Below are 19,278 nucleotides of genomic sequence, written 5' to 3'. Positions count from 1 at the left end.
GCGGGGCCGCGGGCGCCCGGCCCCCCCGTTCCGGACCGACGGCGCGGGCGACGCCGGGGCGATGCCACCGTCGTCGCTATCATATGAAGATGAACGCGCTATAGTCTCCGCCGAGTCGAGGGGCGATATGGCCGAAAGCGCTGACATCACGATCCTGTTGGATGCCGCCCGCGAAGGCGACCGCGGCGCACTCGATCGCGTGCTCGCGACTCTGTACCAGGAGTTGCACACCATGGCGCGGCGCCAGCTCGCCGGCCAGCACGGCCAGACCCTGGACGCGACCGCGCTGGTGCACGAGGCTTACCTCAAGCTGGTCGGCCGCCGCGAAGCCCAGTTCGACGATCGCGCGCATTTCTTCGCCTACGCCGCCTCGGCGATGCGCAGCGTGGTCGTCGACTACGCGCGCCAGCGCCTGGCGCAGAAGCGCGGCGGCGATCTGCACCGCGTCACCGAGTTGCCCGACGACGTCGAAGGCGGCCTGCGCCTGGACGAGGACACGCTCGGCCTGGACACCGCCCTGACCAAATTGGCCGCGGTCGACCAGCGCCTGGCCCAAGTGGTGGAACTGCGCTATTTCGCCGGCCTGTCGGAACTCGAAATCGCCGCGCTGCTGCAGCGCTCCGAACGCAGCATCCGCCGCGACTGGCAGAAGGCCCGCCTGTTCCTGCTGGCCTCGCTGCAAGACGAGCCCAATCGCTGACGCACGGCGCGTGCCGCGTTCCGTCACCGCCGTGCAGCGCGCCCGCATCCCATGCGCCTGGCCATGATCCACATCGCCGACGACCGTCGTATCGCCACCGACTGACCGCGCATGGACGCCGAACGCTGGCAACGCCTGTCCCCTTTGCTCGACGCGCTGCTCGAGCTGGACCCGGTCGCGCGCGCCGAACGCCTGCGCGAGCTGCGCGCCGACGACGCCGAGCTCGCCGATCAACTCGCCGAGCTGATCGCGCTCGAAGACGGCCACGAGGATTTTCTGTCCGAGCCGCTGGTCGCGCCGCAGAACACCGGCATGCGCCCCGGCGTGGAAGTCGGCACCTACCGCCTGGAAAGCTTGCTCGGCGAAGGCGGCATGGGCCAGGTCTGGCTGGCCTCGCGCGCCGACGGCCTGTACCAGCGCCGGGTCGCGCTGAAGCTGCTGCGCCCCGGCCTGGCCGACACCAACTTGCGCACCCGCTTCACCCGCGAGCGCCAGATCCTCGCCCGCCTGGCGCATCCGCACATCGCCCGCCTGCTCGACGCCGGCATCAGCCGCGACGGCCTGCCCTACCTCGCCCTGGAGTACGTCGAAGGCGAGCCGATCACCGACTACTGCCGCAACCAGCGCACCCCGCTCGACAAGCGCCTGCGCATGTTCCAGCAGATCTGCGACGCGGTCAGCCACGCCCACGCCAACCTGATCGTCCACCGCGATCTCAAGCCGTCGAACATCATGGTGACGCCGGCCGGCGACGTGCGCCTGCTCGACTTCGGCATCGCCAAGCTGCTCGACAGCAACGACGTGCCGCTGCCGGAGCAGACCCGCACCGGCGCGCGCGCCTTCACCCTGCACTACGCCGCGCCGGAACAGGTGCGCGGCGAACCGGTCACCACCATGACCGACGTGTATTCGCTCGGCGTGGTGCTGTACGAGCTGCTGACCGACTCCAAGCCCTACCGCCTCAAGCGCCAGACCGACGCCGAGTGGGAAGAGGCGATCCTCGCCGCCGACCCGCTGCGGCCCTCGCAGGCGGTGTTGCGCTACGTCGACACCGACGATGCCGAGGTCGACCCGAACTCGGTGCGCCGCCTCGCTCGCCAGCTCAGCGGCGACCTCGACAACATCGTCCTCAAGACCCTGTCGAAGCGGCCCGAACAGCGCTATCCCTCGGTCGAGGCGCTGTCGCTGGACCTGCAGCGTTTCGAGTCCGGCCGGCCGGTCCTGGCGCGGGCGCAGAGCCTGCGCTACCGCTTCAACAAGTACGTCGCCCGCCACCGCTGGGCGTTGGCGACCGCGGCCCTGGTCGCGGTGGTGCTCAGCGCCGCGCTCGGCATCGTCGCCTGGCAGGCGCGCGAAGCGGTCGGCGAAGCCAGCCGCGCCCAGGCGATGCAGGACTTCATGGTCGGCCTGTTCGAAAGCGCACGCGGTACGCCGGAAGGCGAAGCGCTCGACCTGCGCGGCCTGCTCGACGCTTCGGTGATCCGCGGCACCCGCGAACTCGCCCGGCAGCCGCGCGCGCGCGCCGAACTGTTCGGGGTGATCGCGCGCATGCGCACCAGTCTGGGCGACTACATCGAAGCGCGCGCGCTGCTAGACCGCCAGGCCAGCATCATCGCCAGCACCGACCAGGACATTCCCGAAAGCTTGCGCCTGGAGTCGATCACTCAGCGCGGCAAGGTGCTGCGCTTGCTCGGCCAGCCGCGCGAGTGCGCGGCGCTGATGCAGCCCGGGCTCGACCTGGCCCGGCGCGAACAGGCGCAGTTGCCGAACCAGGCCAGCGAGTTCTATTCCGAACTCGGCCGTTGCCGCCAGGCCAACGGCGAACGCCAGGGCGCACGCCAATTGTTCGAACGCTCGCTCGCGCTGCGCCGGGAAATACTCGAGAACGGCGAAGTCGGCGAAGTCGAGAATCTGATGGACCTCGCCAGCCTGCAGGCCGACGCCGGCCAAAGCCGCCAGGCCCTGCATGGCTTTGAGCAGGCGCGCCGGCGGCTGCAGCAGAGCGTCGGCGACCGCCACCCGCTGCAGGTCGAGATCAGCCGCAACCTGGCCGCGCTGCGCCACGACCTCGGTCAACTCAACGACGCCGAGCGCGATGCCGAGGAAGCGTTGGCGATCGCCCTGGAGGTCAACGGCGGCCAGCATCCGGCGACCCTGGCCGTGCGCCGCCAGCTCGCCGCCTTCCACATCGAACAAGGCCAGTACGCGCAGGCGCAGACCGAACTGGAACAGCTGCGCAACGTGCTGACGCCGCGCCTGGGCGCCGACCATTCCGATCTCGCCGGTCTGCACGGCAGCCTGGGCCTGGTCGCCTGGGAGCGCGGCGACGTCGACCGCGCCCTGGCCGAGCTCGACCATGCGGTGACGATCTCGCGCAAGCACCTCGACCGCGGCCGTCTCGCCGAGGCCTTGTTCGCCCAGGCCACGGTGCTGCATGCGACCGGCCGCCACACCATGGCGCGATTGCTGCTCGACGAAATCCGCGCACTGCGGGTGGCCGAGTTCGGCGCCGAACACGGCGTGATCGGCGACACCGAGCGCCTGCTCGGCGAGGTCGAGATCGCGCTCGACCAACGCGACCGCGGCCTCGACCATCTGCAACGCGCGGTCAGCCTGACCCGCAAGGGTTACGGCGAGCGCCATCCGAACACCCGCCACGCCGAACTCGACCTGGCCCAGGTCCAGGCGTTGTCCGGCGACGCCGCCGCGCTCGCGCACCTGGACTCGTTGGCGGAACTGCCGACCACCGACGAGACGCTGCGCGAACTCGGCTGGCGCGCCCAGGCCTATGCCGCGCAGGTGCGCTGCGGCGGGCCGCAACGCGGGCAGGCGCGGGCGACCCTCGACGGCCTGCTGCGCGGCATCGGCGATGCCCGTCCGGACGGCAGCGAGGTCGAGCGCGAAGTGCGGGCGATACGCGACGCCTGCAGCGGATAAGCCTGGCTGAGGCATGGCGTCGCAGCCGGCAAGTCGCGCGCCTCAGTCCGGCGCGTGCTGCGGCAACAGCACCATCAAATCGGTCGCGCCCACATCCTCGCCGGCCTGGGTCAGCAGGGTCGTGACCTGGCCGCGGTGATGAGTCTGGTGATTGAAGAAATGCATCAACAGCCCGGCGAAGTCGCGTCGCGAAACCACGCCCTTGCTGTTCGCGTACACCAGCACGTGGTCGAGATCCGCATCGGTCAGCCCCCGCGCCCAGTCCTCGATCCGTACATCGAGTTCGCTGCGCTGCGCCTGCAGGGGCGCGAGGCGATCGTGCAAGCGCTGGTCGATCGCGGTCGGCGGCGCGGCAGTACGAATCGGCTCGAGCGCCTCGAAATGCGTCGGATGAAAACTGGCGAATCGATGCAGCCAGATCAGGTCGGCGACCAGCAGATGATTGAGCGTGCCGAGAATCGAACCAAAGAACGCACCGCGATCCTCGGCCACCGCCTCATGCGGCAGGCGCGCGGCCGCCGCGTACACCTTGTCGTTCATCCAGCGGTTGTAGCCGGCCATCAGCACGGCATGCTCGCGCAGCGTCGTCATGGAGACCTCCGTGCCGTCGCACCGATGGCGTCGATGCAGTCCGCGGACGCCATCGGCTTACTTTTCCTTGCGCCAGTTGATCGAAGCGCGATTCTCGATCGTGCTCGACTCGATCTCGATGTCGAAGCCCTTGCGCAGCAGGTACTTCAAGGTCAGCACCTGGCCGGTGCCGAGCAGGGAGACGCCGTAGCCGACGTACAGGCGAGGCGACAGGTATTTGCCGACGCCGAGCACCGAGCCGCCGAGCGCGCGGCTTTCCATCACCCCGGCATCGTCGAGGCCGATCTTGGCGCCGAGCTGCGAGGCGAGCATGCCGCCGCCGGCCGACAGCGCGGCGCTGGCGGCGTTGAGCTGGCGGCCCTCGTCGCCGCTGACCGACGACAGCGGCCGGCCGAGCGCGAGGTAGGCGAGCGCCTCGGACTGCGAACTGGCCGGGTTCGACCAGACGTTGACCTGCGGCGAGCTGACCCGGCCGCTGATGTCGACGCCGGCGGTGACCGCGCCGACTTCGCGTTCGGCGCGCACGTCGAGGATCGGGTCCGACACCGGGCCGTTGTTCCAGGCCAGGCGGCCGCGGGTGATTTGCAGTTTCTGGCCGTAGGCGGTGTAGCGGCCTTCGACGTTGAGCGCGCCGTTCGCGGTCATCTCGCGGCCGGGACGCGAGCGCACCCGCATCTGGCCGCCGAGCTTGCCGTCGAGGCCGAAGCCGTTGAGCTTGACCTGCTCGCCGACGATCAGGGTCAGGTCGAGGTCGAGCGGCGAGGCGCCGGTGTCCTCGGGATCGACCGGGTCGAGCACGACCACGTCCTCGGACACCGACACGCCCTGGTCGAGGCGCTCCAGGTCGATGCGCGCGGTCGGGATCGTGACCGTGCCGGTGACCTGCAACGGCTGCCTGGCGGCGTAGCGCACGGTCAGGTCGGGGTTGGCGATCGCATGCAGGTCGCGCGTATCGGAGGCGAGCACGTTGGTGCCGCGCAGGTTGAGCACCAGCGGCGTGTCGTCGCCCTGCCACCCCAGGGTGCCGTCGATGTTCAAGGTGCCTTCGCCGGAGCGCACGCTGCCGGCGATGCGCGCGCTGCCGTCGCTCTGCGCGTCGAGGCGGACGTTGCCGTTCTGCAGGACGATGCCGAGCGCCGGCAGTTCGGTGGTGAACTGGCTCAGCTGCGCCTGGCCGCCGAGCAAGGGCTGCGAGCGGGTGCCCGCCAGGCTGATGCGGCCTTCCAGGCGTCCCTTGGGCTCGACGATGTCGGGCGAGAACATCTCCAGCCAGGTCAATTCGTCGGTGTCGACCGAAACCTCGCCCGACAGGGGCGCGTAGGCGTCCCAGCCGGTGGCGATCCTGGCGTCGATGTGGCCGTCGTCGTTGAAGCCCGCCTTGAGTTCGGCGTTGAGCTTGTTCGGGTCGAACGTCGCCTTCAGCGACAAGGCGTTGTAGCGCAGCAACTCGCGGCGCGCGCGCGCGCTGAACTTGAGGCCGCCGCCGCTCGAAGTGACCTCGACTCGGCCGCGCCAAGCGTTGCCGACCGGACGCAGTTCGCCGTCGAGCGCGATCTCGCCGCGCAGCAGCCACGGCCGCTTGTCGCTGCGTTCGGGCAGATAGGCCTGGGCCAGCAACAACGGCAGCCCCTGGCCCTTGATGTCGAGGCCGCGCCGCGGCCAGTCCGCGCTGGCGCACAGCGAGCCGCCGCTGCTCGACGCCAGGCAGGCGTTGGACAACGCGCCGTTGCGCCCGTCCCAGCGGAACTGCGCCGCCTGCTGCAAGCGCCAGGACGCGCCCTTGCTCGGCGTCAGCTGCAGCGAGGCCAGCGCGCCCTGCCAGTTCGCGCCGCGCTTGTCGGCGTGGCCGGCCAGTGCGAGCTGGGCGATCTCGCTATCGGCCTGCGCCTGCAGTTGCAGCGACTCGACCGCGCCGCGCGCATCGACGTTGAGCGAGGACAGCGCGATGCCGGCGTTGAGATCGCTCGCGCGCAGCGCCAGTTCGCCGCCGCGGCCGCGCCAGGGCAGGCGGCCCTTAGCGCTGAAACTCGTCGCGGTGTAGTCGCCGTACTTGAGGCCGCTGCCGCTCAGGTCGGCGTCGATGTTCGGCGCATCGCGCGCGCCGCTGAGCTTGAGCGTGCCCTTGAGGCTGCCGGCGGTGTTCGGCAGCAGATCGTTGAGCTGCAGCGGCGCGAGCCTGGCGTCGAGTTCGATCGCCTGGGCCAGCTTGCCCTTGGCGTCGACGCGGCTGCCGCCTAGGCTGAGCGCGACCTCGCCTTCGTAGGCGTCGTCGCTCTTGCCGGTCGCCGCGCCGTGCATCGCGAAACGGCCGCGGCCGCCGAGCGGCCGGTCGCGCAGGCGGCCGCCGAGGCGTTCGGCGTCGACGCGCACTTCTAGGCCGCCGTCGTCGCGGGTGGCGCCGGTGCTGGCGAGTTGGCCGTCCACCGCGCCCTTCCATTCCGGGGCGAAATAACCCGGGTCGAAACCCGACAGCGTCGCTTTGAGGTTCCAACCGAGCGCCGGCGCCCAGGCGATGTCGCCGCTGCCGTCGAGCTGGCCGGTCGGCATCTTCGCCTTGAGCGTCTTCAGGCTCATGCGCCGGTCGTCGCCACGGCCGTCGAAGTCTACGGTCGCGGCCTGTTTGTCGCGCAGCAGGCGGGCGTTGCCGATCGCGGCCCAGGCCTTGACCGTGCCGGCGAAACCGAGTTGCGCGTTCTCCAGCACGATGGCCGGCGTGGCCGGTGCCTGAGGAGCACGCGAGGGTTTGGCGAGCGCAGCCGCGCTCGCGGTGGTCGCCGCGGGCGTGCCGCCCCAGCGCAGCCGGTCGGCGTTGATGGCGAACTTGAACTGGCCGTTCTCGGCATCGGTGAAGTCGGCGTGGCCGCGCAGGGTCGCGGTACCGTCGAACAACTTCAACGCCAGCGGCTGCACGTCCAGCACCTGGTCCTTCAGCGCGATCTTCGACGGCAGCACCGTCACCGCCAGGTCGCCCTGGCGGAACTCGCCGTTGAGATCGGCGTTGCCGCCGACGCCGCCGGCGTCGAAGCGCAGCGCCATCGGCGTGTCGCTGGGCTTGGCGTCGGGCGACAGCAGCAGGCCGACGTCGAGCGCGTCGGCGCGCGCACGCAACTGCCAGCGCGGATCGTCCTTGCCGCGCAGGGTCAGGCTGGCGCGCACCGGGCCGGGGGCGGCGCCGGCGATGCCGACGTCCATGCGCGACAGATCGCCGCGCGCGACCAGGCCCAACCGCGGCGGCGTGCGCCCCGGCGAGCTCGGCAGCACCGCGGTGGCGACCAGGTCGGTCTTGAAGTCGTTGCGCGGTTCGTACTCGCCGTGCACGGTGAAACGGCCGCGGTCGGTCACCGCTTCGAGTTTCTCGACATGCAGCTTGCCCGACTGCGCATCGAGTCCGGCGCGCAGGCGGCGCACTTCGATCAACGGCTCGCCCACCTGGCTGAGCTTGAAGCCGTCGATGCGCACGTCGTCGGCCTGCAAGGCCAGCGGCGGTTCGATCTGCGGCAGCACCTCGGGCCAGCTCGGCAGCTCGAAGGGCTCGTCGCTCTTGGGCAGGTCGAGGGTCGCGTTTTCGACTTGCAGGGCGTCCAGGCGCAGCTTGCGGCCCAGCAAGGGACGCAACGCCGGATCGACGAAGACCCGCTCGGCGGTGAACACCGTGCCCTTATAAGTGAAGCGCACGCCGCGCAGGGTCAGCGGCCCCGACACCGGGCCTTCGGCCGCGGTCCAGGTGAAGGTCGAGTCGGCCGGCAGGCGCGCGACGATCTGCGCCAGCAACAGGTCGCGGCCGGCGATGGTGCTGATCAGCCAGTACACGCCGAACGCGATCGCCAAGGTCGCGATCGCCGCGACGATGCTGCTGCGCCAGGCCCAGCGCTTGGCTGCGGCGCGGCGGCGCTGGCGGCGTTCGAGCAACAGTTGTTCGGGAGTTTTCGGCGTATCGCTCATGTCGTTGCAGGGTCGTCCTGGCCGCGTGCCTTAGAGATCGGCGCCGATGTTGAGATACAGCTGGAAACCCGAATCCGGGTCGTCCAGGCCGCGTGCGATGTCGACCCGCAACGGGCCGACCGGCGAGCGCCAACGCAGGCCCACGCCGACGCCGGTGCGCAGCTTCGGGGTGTTGTCGAACGCGCTGCCGCTGTCGACGAACACCGCTGCGCCCCAACTGTCGTTGAAGTACTGCTCGTACTCGACGCTGCCGGTGACCACGTTCTTGGCGCCGAGCGCGAAAGCTTTGCGGTCCTCGCCCGCCGGGATGCGCGGCCCGACTTCGCGCCATTCGTAGCCGCGGATACTGCGGTCGCCGCCGGCGTAGAAGCGCAGGGTCGGCGGCAGGTCGACCAGAGCGTCGGTGAAGGTGTGGCCGAGTTCGCCGCGGGTGATCAGCCGGCTGCGCGGGCCCAGGCCCTTGTACCAGCGCGCGGTGGTGTGCAGTTGCAGGAAGTTCGCGTCCGAGCCGACGCTTTCCAGGCCGCCGCGCAGCATCGCCGTGGCGGCGATGCCGTTGCGCGGATACAGACGGTCGTCTGCATCGACGTACTCGACCCGGAACGAGGGGTACAAAAAGGTCGCCGAGCGGTAGTCGACCGGTGTGGTCGGATCGTCGTCGTCCTCGTCGGCATAGGCCCAGCGCTCGCGCAGGCCGTGCACCGAGGCGGTCGCGGTCCAGCGCTGGTTGATCTTGCCGCTGCGGCTGGCGACCAGTTCGATGCGGCGCGAGTCGATGTAGTCGGTCTGCTCGTCGGTGCCCTGCAGACTGAAGGTGTACCAGCCGTCGAGCCAGGCGAAGGCCGGGATGCGGTATTGCAAGGTGGCGGTCTTGCGGCGCTGGGCGAAGTCGACCTGGGCCAGGGCCTTGTGGCCGCGGTCGTTGAGGTAGCGCCGCTCCAGGCCCAGGCGCACACCGGCGCCGCTGTCGGTGCCGTAGCTCAGGCCGGCGGTATAGATGCTGCGCTTGGCCGGGGTCAGGGTCACCTTGACCGGCACCTGGCCGTCGACCGCCTGGTCCGGCTGCGGCTCGATGTCGATGCTGGCGAAGTAGTCCAGCCGCGACAGCGACTCGCGAAAGCGGTCGAGCTTGCCCTGGTGGTAGTAGCTGCCCTGTTCCCAATACACCAGGCGCTCGAGCAGGCTGTCGCGGATGATCCGCTTGGGCGTCTGCTCGAAGCTGATCGGGCCCATGTCGTAGCGCCGGCCGCTGGTCCAGACCAAGTCGACGTCGGCGGCATGTTCCGCACGGGTCACTTCGACCCGCCGGGCCGAGAAGTCCGCGTCGAAATAGCCGCGCTCCGCCAGGCGCCGGGTGATCTTGGTCTTGCTGGCCTCGTACAGCTCGTGATTGAAGACCTGGTCCGGGCCAGGCCGGAACGCCTCGAGGTCCTGTTTGAGGTAACGGTCGTCGCTGCCGGCGCCGAGGATGGCGATGTCCGAGCGCCGCACCTTGACCGGCTCGCCCTTGTCGATGGTCAGGGTGACGGTGATCGGCACCGACGGGGTCGAGGCCGAGGCGGCGGGCGGGGCAGCCGGGTCCTGGCTGGCCAGGTCCTGGGCGGAGGCGTCCTGACCGGTACCGGCATCGGCCGCGGTCGCGCCGATGTCGGCCGGGCCGGCATCGGCAGGGCCGGGCTCGGCAGGGCTGGAGTCGGCCGGTAGCGCCGGATCGCGGCGGCGGGTGCCCCGGGAATCCTCGACCTTGATCGTCGGCGAGTAGTAGCCGAACGGCTCCAGGGCCTCGCGCGCCTCGTTCTCGGCCTCGCGCAGCAGATAGGCCAGGCGGCGCCCGGACACGTCCTTGCCGATCGTATCGACCAGGGACAGGGACACGCGGACGTTCTGGGTCATGGCCTCATCGAGGCCGACGATCTCGACTTTGCCGACTTTGGCCGCCCGGGCCGCGCCGGCGACTCCAAGAACCAGGGCGACGGCGAAAAAAAGGCGGGGGATCAATGGCATAGCCAGCAGGATAACCGGTAAAGGCTTGTATTGCTTACGAATTTTGTTCAGCCACTTTGCAGATTAATTGCATCTGCCGTTAAGAAGTCGTAATTTCGGCCTCAGGGGAACTGACCGCATGCGCTGGGGGCTGCGCGGCGGACTCATCGGGGTCTCCTAGAAACAGCCAAACCACCACTTCCATCCACAGGGAAGCCACACGGTAGGGAAGCAATGTCACTGCATATTTCAGGAGTCCATTTCGTGAATAGAAAAATACTCACCACTGCTGTTTGCACCGCACTGGTCGGCGCTATCGCGCCCGCCTATGCACAGCAGGCGGAAACGGCTTCGAACGAAGACGTCACCAAGATCGAAACCGTTACCGTTACCGGTTCGCGCATCTCCAACCCGAACGTCGTCTCCCCGGCCCCCGTCAGCGTCCTGACCGCCGAAGACATCAAGGCGACCGGCGCGGTCAATATCGGTGACCTGCTGACGACGATGCCGCAGCTGGCCACCACGTTCACGATGGGCAACTCGGGCCGTTTCATCGGCACCGCCGGCGTGGCCATGCAGGATCTGCGCAACCTCGGCACGTCCCGCACCCTGGTGCTGGTCAACGGTCGCCGCATGGTCGGCGCGTCCGCTGGCACCACTGCCGTCGACACCAACCTGATCCCGGCCGACTGGGTCGAGCGCGTCGAAGTCATCACCGGCGGCGCTTCGGCCGTGTACGGTGCCGACGCCGTGTCCGGCGTGGTCAACTTCATCCTCAAGAAGAAGTATGAGGGCGCCAACGCTCACGTCCAGATCGGCGACAGCCAGCACGGCGGCTTCACCGAGCGCCTGTTCTCGCTGACCGCCGGCACCAACTTCGCGGAAGACCGCGGCAACGTCGCCGTGTCGATCGAGCACAGCAACCAGGATCCGCTGTGGTTCAAGGACCGCTTCGGTAACCAGGCCTACCGCACGGTGCGTACGCCGGGCGGCGCGACCGATCAGGTGCTGCTGCCGAACGGCGGCAACTACACCCTCACCGAGGGCGGCACGTTCTCGCTCGGCGCCACCGGCAACCGCGCCCTGCGTTATGTCTTCGACCCGAACGGCAGCGTGCGCAAGCAGCGCTTCACCGGCTTGTCCGACGCGAACGGCAACTGCGTCGATTGCGATCGCTCCGACGGCAACCAGCAGGTTCTGCTACAGCCCGACTACAAGCGCACCACGGTCAGCTCGGTGGCCAGCTTCGACTTGAACCAGGATCACCGCCTGTACTTCGAAGGCATGTACAGCAAGGTCCACACCAAGTCGTTCTTCTCGCCGGCGTTCGCGGGCAGCACCAACCCGCACATCATCATGGCCGACAACGCCTATGTGACGCCGGAGTTGGCAGCCCTCATGGGCGCGCGCGAGTCCATCAACGTCACCCGTAACGACGTCGATGCCGGCCTGCGCGGCGAAGACACCGACCGCCAGACCGCCCGCGTCGTGTTCGGCGTCGAAGGCGCGCTGACCAGCGATTGGCTGTACGACGTGTCGGTCAACTACGGCCGTACCCACGAACGTCGCCGCAACCTCAACAACCGCCACATGGAGCGCTTCTACGCCGGCCTCGATGCGGTGGAAGATCCGAACACCGGACAGATCGTCTGCCGTTCGAAGATCGATCCTACCGCGGTCAACGAAGCGTATTACTTCAATACCGCAACGCCCGACGGCATCATCTCCCCCGAAGTGGCTGCCAGCTGCATTCCGTTCTCGGTGTTCGGCGCCGGCGCGATCAGCCCGGCGGCAGCGGATTGGTTCAACGTCACCACGATCTCCAAGACGCGCCTGACCCAGTTCGTGGCCGGCGGTTCGCTGACCAACAACAACCTGTTCGAGCTCAAGGCCGGTCCGGTCAGCTTCGGCACCGGTGTCGAGTACCGTCGCGAGACCAGCCAGGCGATCAACGATCCGCTGGACATCGCCGGCGAGACCTTCCTCAACGCCATCCCGAGCTCGCGCGGCAGCTACGACGTCCAGGAAATCTGGGCCGAAGTCGCGGTGCCGTTGCTGGCCGACCTGCCGGCGATCAAGAGCCTGACCGTCGGCGGCGCGGCGCGCTACTCCAAGTACGACACCGTCGGCAGCACCCGCGCCTGGCGCTATAACCTCGACTGGGCGTTCAACGACAGCCTGCGTCTGCGCGGCAACATGTCCGCCGCCGTGCGTGCGCCCGGCATCGACGAACTGTTCGGTGGCCAATCGCAGAACTTCGGCTTCGTCGACGATCCCTGCGACGTGCAGGAAATTCCGAACGCGAAGGATCCCGCCGTGCGCGCCCGCAACTGCGCCGCGCTGGGCCTGCCGGCCAACTTCACCGACGAGTTCACGGCCACCAACGAAGGTCTGTCGGGCAGCAACCCGGATCTCGACGCCGAAACCGGCCGCAGCTGGACCGCAGGCCTGGTGTTCACGCCGACCTTCCTCGAAGGCTTCGGCATCAACGCCGATTACTGGGAAATCAAGATCGAAAATGCGATCTCGGCACCCGATTTCCAGACGGTCGCCGACCGCTGCGTGGATTCGCCGACGGGCATCGACAACATCTATTGCCGCAACGCTCGCCGTGGACCGGACGGTCAGATCGAGTTCCTGACTTCGATCAACCAGAACATTTCGGCCATCGAGACCGACGGCGTCGATATTGCGGTGTACTACAGCCACGATCTCTGGGGCGGCCGCATGCGTTGGGACCTCAACGCGACCAAGGTCCTGAACTATAAGAGCTATCCGTTCCAGGAAGATCCGTCCGAGTTCAGCGACGACAACAAGACCCTGGGTTTCCCGGAGTGGAAGGCGACCTTGCGCGCCGGCTACAGCCGCGACAACTGGGACGTCAACTGGTCGACCCGCTTCGCTTCGGGCGGCTTGCGCGTCACTAACGAGAGTTACGCGTCCAATCCGCGTCAGACCAACGTGATCTCGGCCGGCTCCGGCGTGTTCCACGATATGCGCGGCAGCTACACGATCAAGGACACCGGCGTGCAGCTCTACGCCGGCGTGACCAACGTGTTCGACTCCGATCCGCCGGTCAACCTGTTCGGCACGGGCTTCGGCTCGGCGCTGTACGACGCGATCGGCCGCGCCTACTACGTCGGCGTAAATTACAAGTTCTTCTGAGTTCCACTCGGATACTTGCAGCGTAATAAGGGAGCCGGCGCAAGCCGGCTCCTTTTTTATGGGTCGTCGCGACACAGTTTAGGCCGCGGATTCCTGCGCGACTGATCGGGCGGCCAACGAGCCATGACCCGGCCGTAACTCCACCCGACAAAAAGCCGGCTTGCGCCGGCTTTTTGTCATCCGCACGTCAAGCTGAACTCAGATCGACAGGTGCTCGATCGCCGCGACGCTGCCGAGCCGGTCGGACAAGCGCTTAAGCAGGGCCAACCGGTTGTTGCGCACCGCCAGGTCGTCGACGTTGACCATCACATGGGTGAAGAACGCATCGACCTGCGGGCGCAAGCGGGCCAGGCGGCCGAGCACCGCGACGTAATCGCGCTGCGCCAGCAAGGGGTCGGTATCGGCGATCGCGGCATCGACGACTTCGGCGAGCTCGCGCTCGGCGTCTTCGACGAAATGCGCGGGGTCGATCGCGGTCGGCACCTCGCCGTCGACCTTCCTGAGGATGTTGCGGATGCGCTTGTTGGCCGCGGCCAGCGCTTCGGCCTCGGGCAGTTTGGCGAATTCGGCGATGGCTTTGAGGCGGCGGTCGAAGTCTTTCAACTTTACTTCGTTATGAACGGCGATCGTCTGCTCAACTGAATAAAACTGAGGCGCTGGCACCGACTGCTCGGCATAGTAAGCGCGCAAGCGGTCCAATACGAAAATGAAGATATCCAGCGGCGCAGTCTCTGAATTCAGATCTGCACTCGGACGAACTGGCTGCAAGTCGACAGCCGTATAAATGAGTCCACGCAAATCAGGATCGATCTCGCCTTCCAACAGGGTTCGCGCCAAGCCAAGCGCCGCGCGGCGCAGAGCAAACGGGTCTTTGTTTCCGGTCGGCTTGATGCCCTGATTGAAACAACCCGCCAAGGTATCCAACCGCTCGGCGATCGCGACGACCTGCCCCAGCTTCGACGGCGCGATCGCGTCGCCGGCGAAACGCGGCATATAGGCCTCGTCGATCGCCGCGGCGACCTCGGCCGGTTCGTTCGCAGCCTGGGCGTAGTAGCGCCCGGCGATGCCCTGCAGCTCAGGAAACTCGTTGACCATGCGCGACTGCAGGTCGTTCTTCGACAGCAGCGCGGCGCGCTTGGCCTGTGCCGGCTCGACGCCGGCCGCCGGCGCGATCGCCTCGGCCAGTGCGGCGACGCGCGCGACCTTGTCGGCGACGCTGCCGAGCTTGGCCTGGTAGGTCACCGTCTTCAGGCCCTCGCCCATCGAATCCAGGCCCTGCTTGAGGTCTTCGTCGAAGAAGAACTTGGCGTCGGCGAAGCGCGGGCGGATCACCCGCTCGTAGCCCTTGCGGACTTCGGCTTCGTTCCTGGACTGGATGTTGGCGATGCCGATGAAGCGCTCGGTCAACTGGCCCTGCGCGTCGAGCACCGGGAAGAATTTCTGGTTGGCCTCCATGGTCGCGATCAGCGCTTCCTGCGGCACGGCGAGGAATTCGCGCTCGAAACCGCAGGCGATGGCGACCGGCCATTCGGTCAGGCCATTGACCTCTTCGAGGATGCCCTCGTCGATGCGCGCCTGGCCGCCGGCCTGCTGCGCAGCGGCGGCGACTTCGCGCACGATCCGCTCGCGGCGTTCGTCGGCGTCGACCAGCACATGGGCGCTGCGCAGGGACTCGACATAGTCCTCGGGCGCGCTGAACCAGACCGGCTTGTCGTGCATGAAGCGGTGGCCGCGGCTCATGCGGTCGCTGCGCACGCCGAGCACCTGCGCCGGCACCACTTCGGCGCCGAACAGCAGCACGAGCCAGTGCACCGGCCGGGCGAAACCGTAGTCGTGATCGCCCCAGCGCATCGGTTTGGGAATCGGCATCGCCGCAAGCGCTTCGCGCACGATCTCCGGCAGCAGGCTGGCGGTGTCGGCGCCGGGCTTGGTCGCACGGTGGACGAAACGCTCGCCCTTGGCGTCGCTGGTGCGTTCGAGCTGGCTCCAGTCGATGCCGGCCTTCTGGGCGAAGCCCTGCAAGGCCTTGGTCGGCTGGCCCTCGGCGTCGAGGGCGATGTTGAGATAGGGGCCGAGCACTTCGCTCTTCTGCTCGGGCTGCTGCGTAGCCACGCCGTTGAGGCGCACGGCCAGGCGGCGCGGCGTGTACAGCGGCTTGGCGCCTTCGCGATCGAAACCGATGCCGCGCTTGTGCAGACCGTCCAGCACGCCATCGAAGAAGGCCTGGGCCAGGCCCGGCAGGGCCTTGACCGGCAATTCCTCGGTGCCCAGTTCGATCAGTAGAGGTTGCGTCGTGCTCATGCGGATGCCTTTGCGTTTTTCGTCTTCGGTGAAGACGCCTCGCGCTTGCTGCGGCGAGGTGGGTGATTTGAGCGAACTGCAGGGTGTCGGGTGCGAGGTCGGCGGACTTCATGCCGGCCCTCGCCCACCCCCTCCCGCACGCGGAAGGAGTGCTTCAAAAGCGTCAGGCGGCTTTGGAACCGCCCTTGAGGCCGGGGAATCCGAGCTTCTCGCGCTGCGCGTGATACGCCTCGGCCACGCCCTGGGCGATCTTGCGCACGCGCAGGATGTAGCGCTGGCGCTCGGTCACGCTGATCGCGCGGCGCGCATCGAGCAGGTTGAACGAGTGGCTGGCCTTGCAGACCTGGTCGTAGGCCGGCAGCGGCAGGCCGAGCTCGATCAGCTTGGCGGCTTCGGCCTCGCAGGCGTCGAAGCGATGGAACAGCTCGGCGACGTCGGCGTGCTCGAAGTTGTAGGCGCTCTGCTCGACTTCGTTCTGGTGGTAGACGTCGCGGTAGGTCACCGGCACGCCATCGGGCCCGTAGGTCCAGACCAGGTCGAACACGTTGTCGACGTTCTGCAGGTACATGCACAGGCGCTCGAGACCGTAGGTGATCTCGCCGAGCACCGGCTTGCACTCCAGGCCGCCGGCCTGCTGGAAATAGGTGAATTGGGTGACTTCCATGCCGTTGAGCCAGACCTCCCAGCCCAGGCCCCAGGCGCCGAGGGTCGGCGATTCCCAGTTGTCCTCGACCAGGCGCAGGTCGTGCACCATCGGGTCGACGCCGAGCGCCTTGAGCGAATCGAAGTACAGCTCGACGATGTTGTCGGGGCTGGGCTTCATCGCCACCTGGTACTGGTAGTAGCGCTGCAGGCGGTTGGGGTTGTCGCCGTAGCGGCCGTCGGTGGGACGGCGGCAGGGCTGCACGTAGGCGGCGTTCCACGGCTCCGGACCGAGCGCGCGCAGGAAGGTCGCCGGGTGGAAGGTACCGGCGCCGACTTCGAGGTCGAGCGGCTGGATCAGCACGCAGCCCTGTTCAGCCCAGAAGGCGTTCAGGCGCTGGATCATGCTCTGGAAGGTGATCAGCGGGGTCGGGTGGTCGCTCGCGGCCATGGTCTCATCGCAGTGCAGCAAAGCGGGTTAGTATAGCGACGAGCCTTGCGCGCCAGGGCTTTCCCCCTGGTTTCGCACCGTTTCCCGCCTGCCGCCACGCCGTGAATCCGCCCTTCCTGATCCTCGAGACCGGCCAGCCGGTCGCCTCCATGCGCCGCCACCGCGGTTTTCCGCATTGGATCCGGGTCGCCGCCGGGCTGGAGCGCGACGAGGCGGTAGTGGTCAACGTCGAGGACGGCGAGGCCCTGCCGAGCCGCGAAGGCTTCGCCGGCGCCATCGTCACCGGCTCGGGCGCGATGGTCACCGACCGCGCCGACTGGAGCGAACGCAGCGCGCTGTGGTTGCGCGAGGCCGCGCACGCGCGCCTGCCGCTGTTCGGCATCTGCTACGGCCACCAGTTGCTCGCCCACGCCCTCGGCGGCGAAGTCGGCAACCACCCGGCCGGCCGCGAGATGGGCACGGTCGGCCTGGAGCTGCACGCCAGCGCCGGCGACGACCCCTTGTTCGCCGGTCTGCCGAGCCAGTTCCCGGCCCAGGCCACCCATCTGCAGACCGTGCTGCGCCCGCCCGAAGGCGCCACCGTGCTGGCGCGTTCGACCCACGACGCCTGCCACGCCTTCCGCTGGGGCGATCGCGCCTGGGGCGTGCAGTTCCACCCCGAATTCAGCGCCACGCACATGCGCGGCTACGTGCGGGCGCGCCAGGACGCGCTGCGCAGCGAAGGCCATTGTCCGCGCAGCATCGCCGGCAGCGTCAGCGCCACGCCGTTCGCGCGGCGCGTGCTGCGGCGTTTCGTCGGCCATGCGCGCACGCTGCACGGGCGTTGAGCGCCGTGGCCGTGCGGGCCGGCGGCTCCGGCTTCGATCGCTGCCGCGTCGCTGGCTTTAATCCCGTGCGCGTGCGGCTCGCGCGCACCATCGCAATCACGAGCAAGGCGGCCGCAAGGCCAGGACCGATCCGATGACGCAACCGATGCGCAAGGTACCGCTGACCCACGGCGTGCAATGGCTGATCCGCGCGATCAACCTGGGCACGCGCAATCCGCGTGCGATCTTCGGCGCGGCGCTGCTGTTCATGGCGGTGCTGTACCTGTTGGCGCTCGTGCTGGCGAGCCCGGCGCGCAGTCTCGCCGGCGGCGCCAACCCCGACATGGCCGGCATCGTGACGGCGGTGATCCCGATGTTCGTCGCCCTGGTGCTGGCGCTGCCGATCCTGCTCGCCGGCCTGATGCACGTGATCCGCGAAGCCGAGGCCGGGCGGCCGACCCGCGCGCGCGACCTGTTCGCGCCGTTGCGCCTGGGCAAGGTCGGCCCGCTCGCCCTGCTCGGCCTGATCCAGATCGCCCTGACCCTGATCAGCACCGCGCTGGTGGTGTGGCTGGCCGGCCAGGACTACTGGCCGCAGTACCTGGAAATGATGCGCGGCGCGCTCAGCGGCCATGTCGCGACCGCGCCGGAACCCGATCACCCGGGCCTGATGATGCTGGTGCAGTTCCTGTTCAATTATTTCAGCAACGCGATCCTGCTGATCTCGGTGCCGCTGATCATGTTCTCCGGGCTCAGCCTGTCGGACGCGGTCAAGCACAGTCTCAGCGCGTCGCTGTGGAACCTCGGCGCCTATCTGCTCGCGGCGATGCTGTTCGTGCTCGGCGTGGTGGTGTCGGCGGTGCTGGCCAGCGTGATCGCGATCGTGCTGGTGCAGGTCGGCAGCCTGGTCCACCCGGTGTTCGGCGCCCTGCTCGCCGCATCGCTGTACCTGGCCTATGGCGCGGTCGTGGTGGTGGTCATGGTCGGCACCTGTTACTACGCCTGGCGCGACGTGTTCGGCCAAGGCGAGCAGCCGGCCGCGCCGGAGGCTTCGTCGACGCCGCGCCCGGGCCAGTTGGAAGCCTGAGCCCGCGTCGGAGCTCGCGAACTGCAAACCAGAACCAGTGCTACAGGCCGCCGGCCTGGTACACGGCCGCATCCATCGTCGCCTGCATCGCGCCGAACAGCCGGGCCAACGCGAAGAAGCTCGCCGACAACTGCAGCGCCACCCACGCCCAGCCCCAGAGCGGCATCCCGGGCTCGCCGTCGCGCACCACCCGCGCGCCGGCCAGGCGATCGTGCAAGGCGCGGTAGTCGGGTTTCGCCATCGCCAGCAGATGGCCGATGTTCAAGCTCAGCCACGACAGGCCGCCGCCGAAATAGCGCAAGGCGATGCGGCCGGCCCCGAGCGCCCGTCCGTCCATGCCGGTCACGCGCAGGCGCAGCGCGCGCTTGCCGGGCGTGGCCTGCCACGGCGACAGCACGAAACCGATCTCGTAGACCGCGCCGAACAGGGCGAAGGCCAGGACCCAGCCGAGCACCAGCGCGGTCAGCGCGGCGACCGTGGTCGTGGCGGCGGCGTGCAGGGCCGGGTCGGCGATCAGCCGTTGGGCGAAGCCGCCGAAGGACAGGTCGTCGAGCACCGCCGCCGACATCACCTCGGCGGTGCGCGCGGCCATCGCCGCATAGGCGCGCCGGGCCGCTTCGGCCAGGCCCAGCCAGTGGCCGGCGCCGACCACGCTCGTCGCCGCAGCGACCGC

Annotated in this window: 11 protein-coding genes; 5 read left to right on the top strand and 6 right to left on the bottom strand. The window is 68.6% G+C overall.

The genetic code is table 11. The annotated features are described in order from the left end of the window. Positions 1-127 precede the first annotated feature (127 nt). Together ACSAMQ_RS15860 and ACSAMQ_RS15855 are read left to right on the top strand one after the other, a co-directional pair. Positions 128-700: an ECF-type sigma factor gene (locus tag ACSAMQ_RS15860; RefSeq protein WP_435396576.1), complete on the top strand. Its 573-nt coding sequence runs from the start codon at positions 128-130 to the stop codon at positions 698-700. Between the two features lie 111 nt (positions 701-811). Further along, positions 812-3,637: a protein kinase domain-containing protein gene (locus ACSAMQ_RS15855; protein WP_435396575.1), complete on the top strand. Its 2,826-nt coding sequence runs from the start codon at positions 812-814 to the stop codon at positions 3,635-3,637. Between the two features lie 42 nt (positions 3,638-3,679). Here ACSAMQ_RS15855 and ACSAMQ_RS15850 read toward each other — a convergent pair whose 3' ends face one another. From ACSAMQ_RS15850 to ACSAMQ_RS15840, 3 genes are read right to left on the bottom strand one after another with little or no spacing between them, the layout of a single operon-like run. Beyond that, on the bottom strand, positions 3,680-4,228 hold the full coding sequence (locus tag ACSAMQ_RS15850; RefSeq protein WP_435396574.1) for a DinB family protein: 549 nt from the start codon (positions 4,226-4,228) through the stop codon (positions 3,680-3,682). Positions 4,229-4,285: 57 nt separating this feature from the next. Then, complete coding sequence (locus ACSAMQ_RS15845) at positions 4,286-8,170, bottom strand: translocation/assembly module TamB domain-containing protein (protein WP_435396573.1); 3,885 nt, start codon at positions 8,168-8,170, stop codon at positions 4,286-4,288. Between the two features lie 30 nt (positions 8,171-8,200). After that, positions 8,201-10,174, bottom strand: a complete 1,974-nt coding sequence (locus ACSAMQ_RS15840) for an autotransporter assembly complex protein TamA (RefSeq protein ID WP_435396572.1) — start codon at positions 10,172-10,174, stop codon at positions 8,201-8,203. Positions 10,175-10,417: 243 nt separating this feature from the next. Between ACSAMQ_RS15840 and ACSAMQ_RS15835 the strand changes: the two genes are divergently transcribed. Continuing rightward, complete coding sequence (locus ACSAMQ_RS15835) at positions 10,418-13,318, top strand: TonB-dependent receptor domain-containing protein (RefSeq protein WP_435396571.1); 2,901 nt, start codon at positions 10,418-10,420, stop codon at positions 13,316-13,318. A 198-nt stretch (positions 13,319-13,516) separates the two neighbouring features. Here ACSAMQ_RS15835 and glyS read toward each other — a convergent pair whose 3' ends face one another. After that, positions 13,517-15,619: a glycine--tRNA ligase subunit beta gene (gene glyS, locus ACSAMQ_RS15830; protein WP_435396570.1), complete on the bottom strand. Its 2,103-nt coding sequence runs from the start codon at positions 15,617-15,619 to the stop codon at positions 13,517-13,519. 163 nt (positions 15,620-15,782) lie between these two features. Beyond that, positions 15,783-16,712, bottom strand: coding sequence for a glycine--tRNA ligase subunit alpha (gene glyQ / locus ACSAMQ_RS15825; RefSeq protein WP_435396569.1), 930 nt, complete (start codon positions 16,710-16,712; stop codon positions 15,783-15,785). 101 nt (positions 16,713-16,813) lie between these two features. Here glyQ and ACSAMQ_RS15820 point away from each other — a divergent pair, with 101 nt between their 5' ends. Continuing rightward, positions 16,814-17,539, top strand: a complete 726-nt coding sequence (locus ACSAMQ_RS15820) for a glutamine amidotransferase (protein ID WP_435396568.1) — start codon at positions 16,814-16,816, stop codon at positions 17,537-17,539. 133 nt (positions 17,540-17,672) lie between these two features. Beyond that, entirely contained in the window at positions 17,673-18,605 is a 933-nt protein-coding gene (locus tag ACSAMQ_RS15815; protein WP_435396567.1) for a BPSS1780 family membrane protein, read from the top strand. A 40-nt stretch (positions 18,606-18,645) separates the two neighbouring features. Here the strand turns inward: ACSAMQ_RS15815 and ACSAMQ_RS15810 are convergent. Further along, the coding region (locus ACSAMQ_RS15810; RefSeq protein WP_435396566.1) for an RDD family protein at positions 18,646-19,278 on the bottom strand (633 nt) is incomplete at its 5' end.

The sequence above is a fragment of the Lysobacter sp. 1R34A genome, from assembly GCF_051217035.1.
GTDB lineage: Bacteria > Pseudomonadota > Gammaproteobacteria > Xanthomonadales > Xanthomonadaceae > Lysobacter.
The sequence above is the reverse complement of the archived record's forward strand: the minus strand, read 5'-3'. Positions and strand labels throughout refer to the sequence as shown.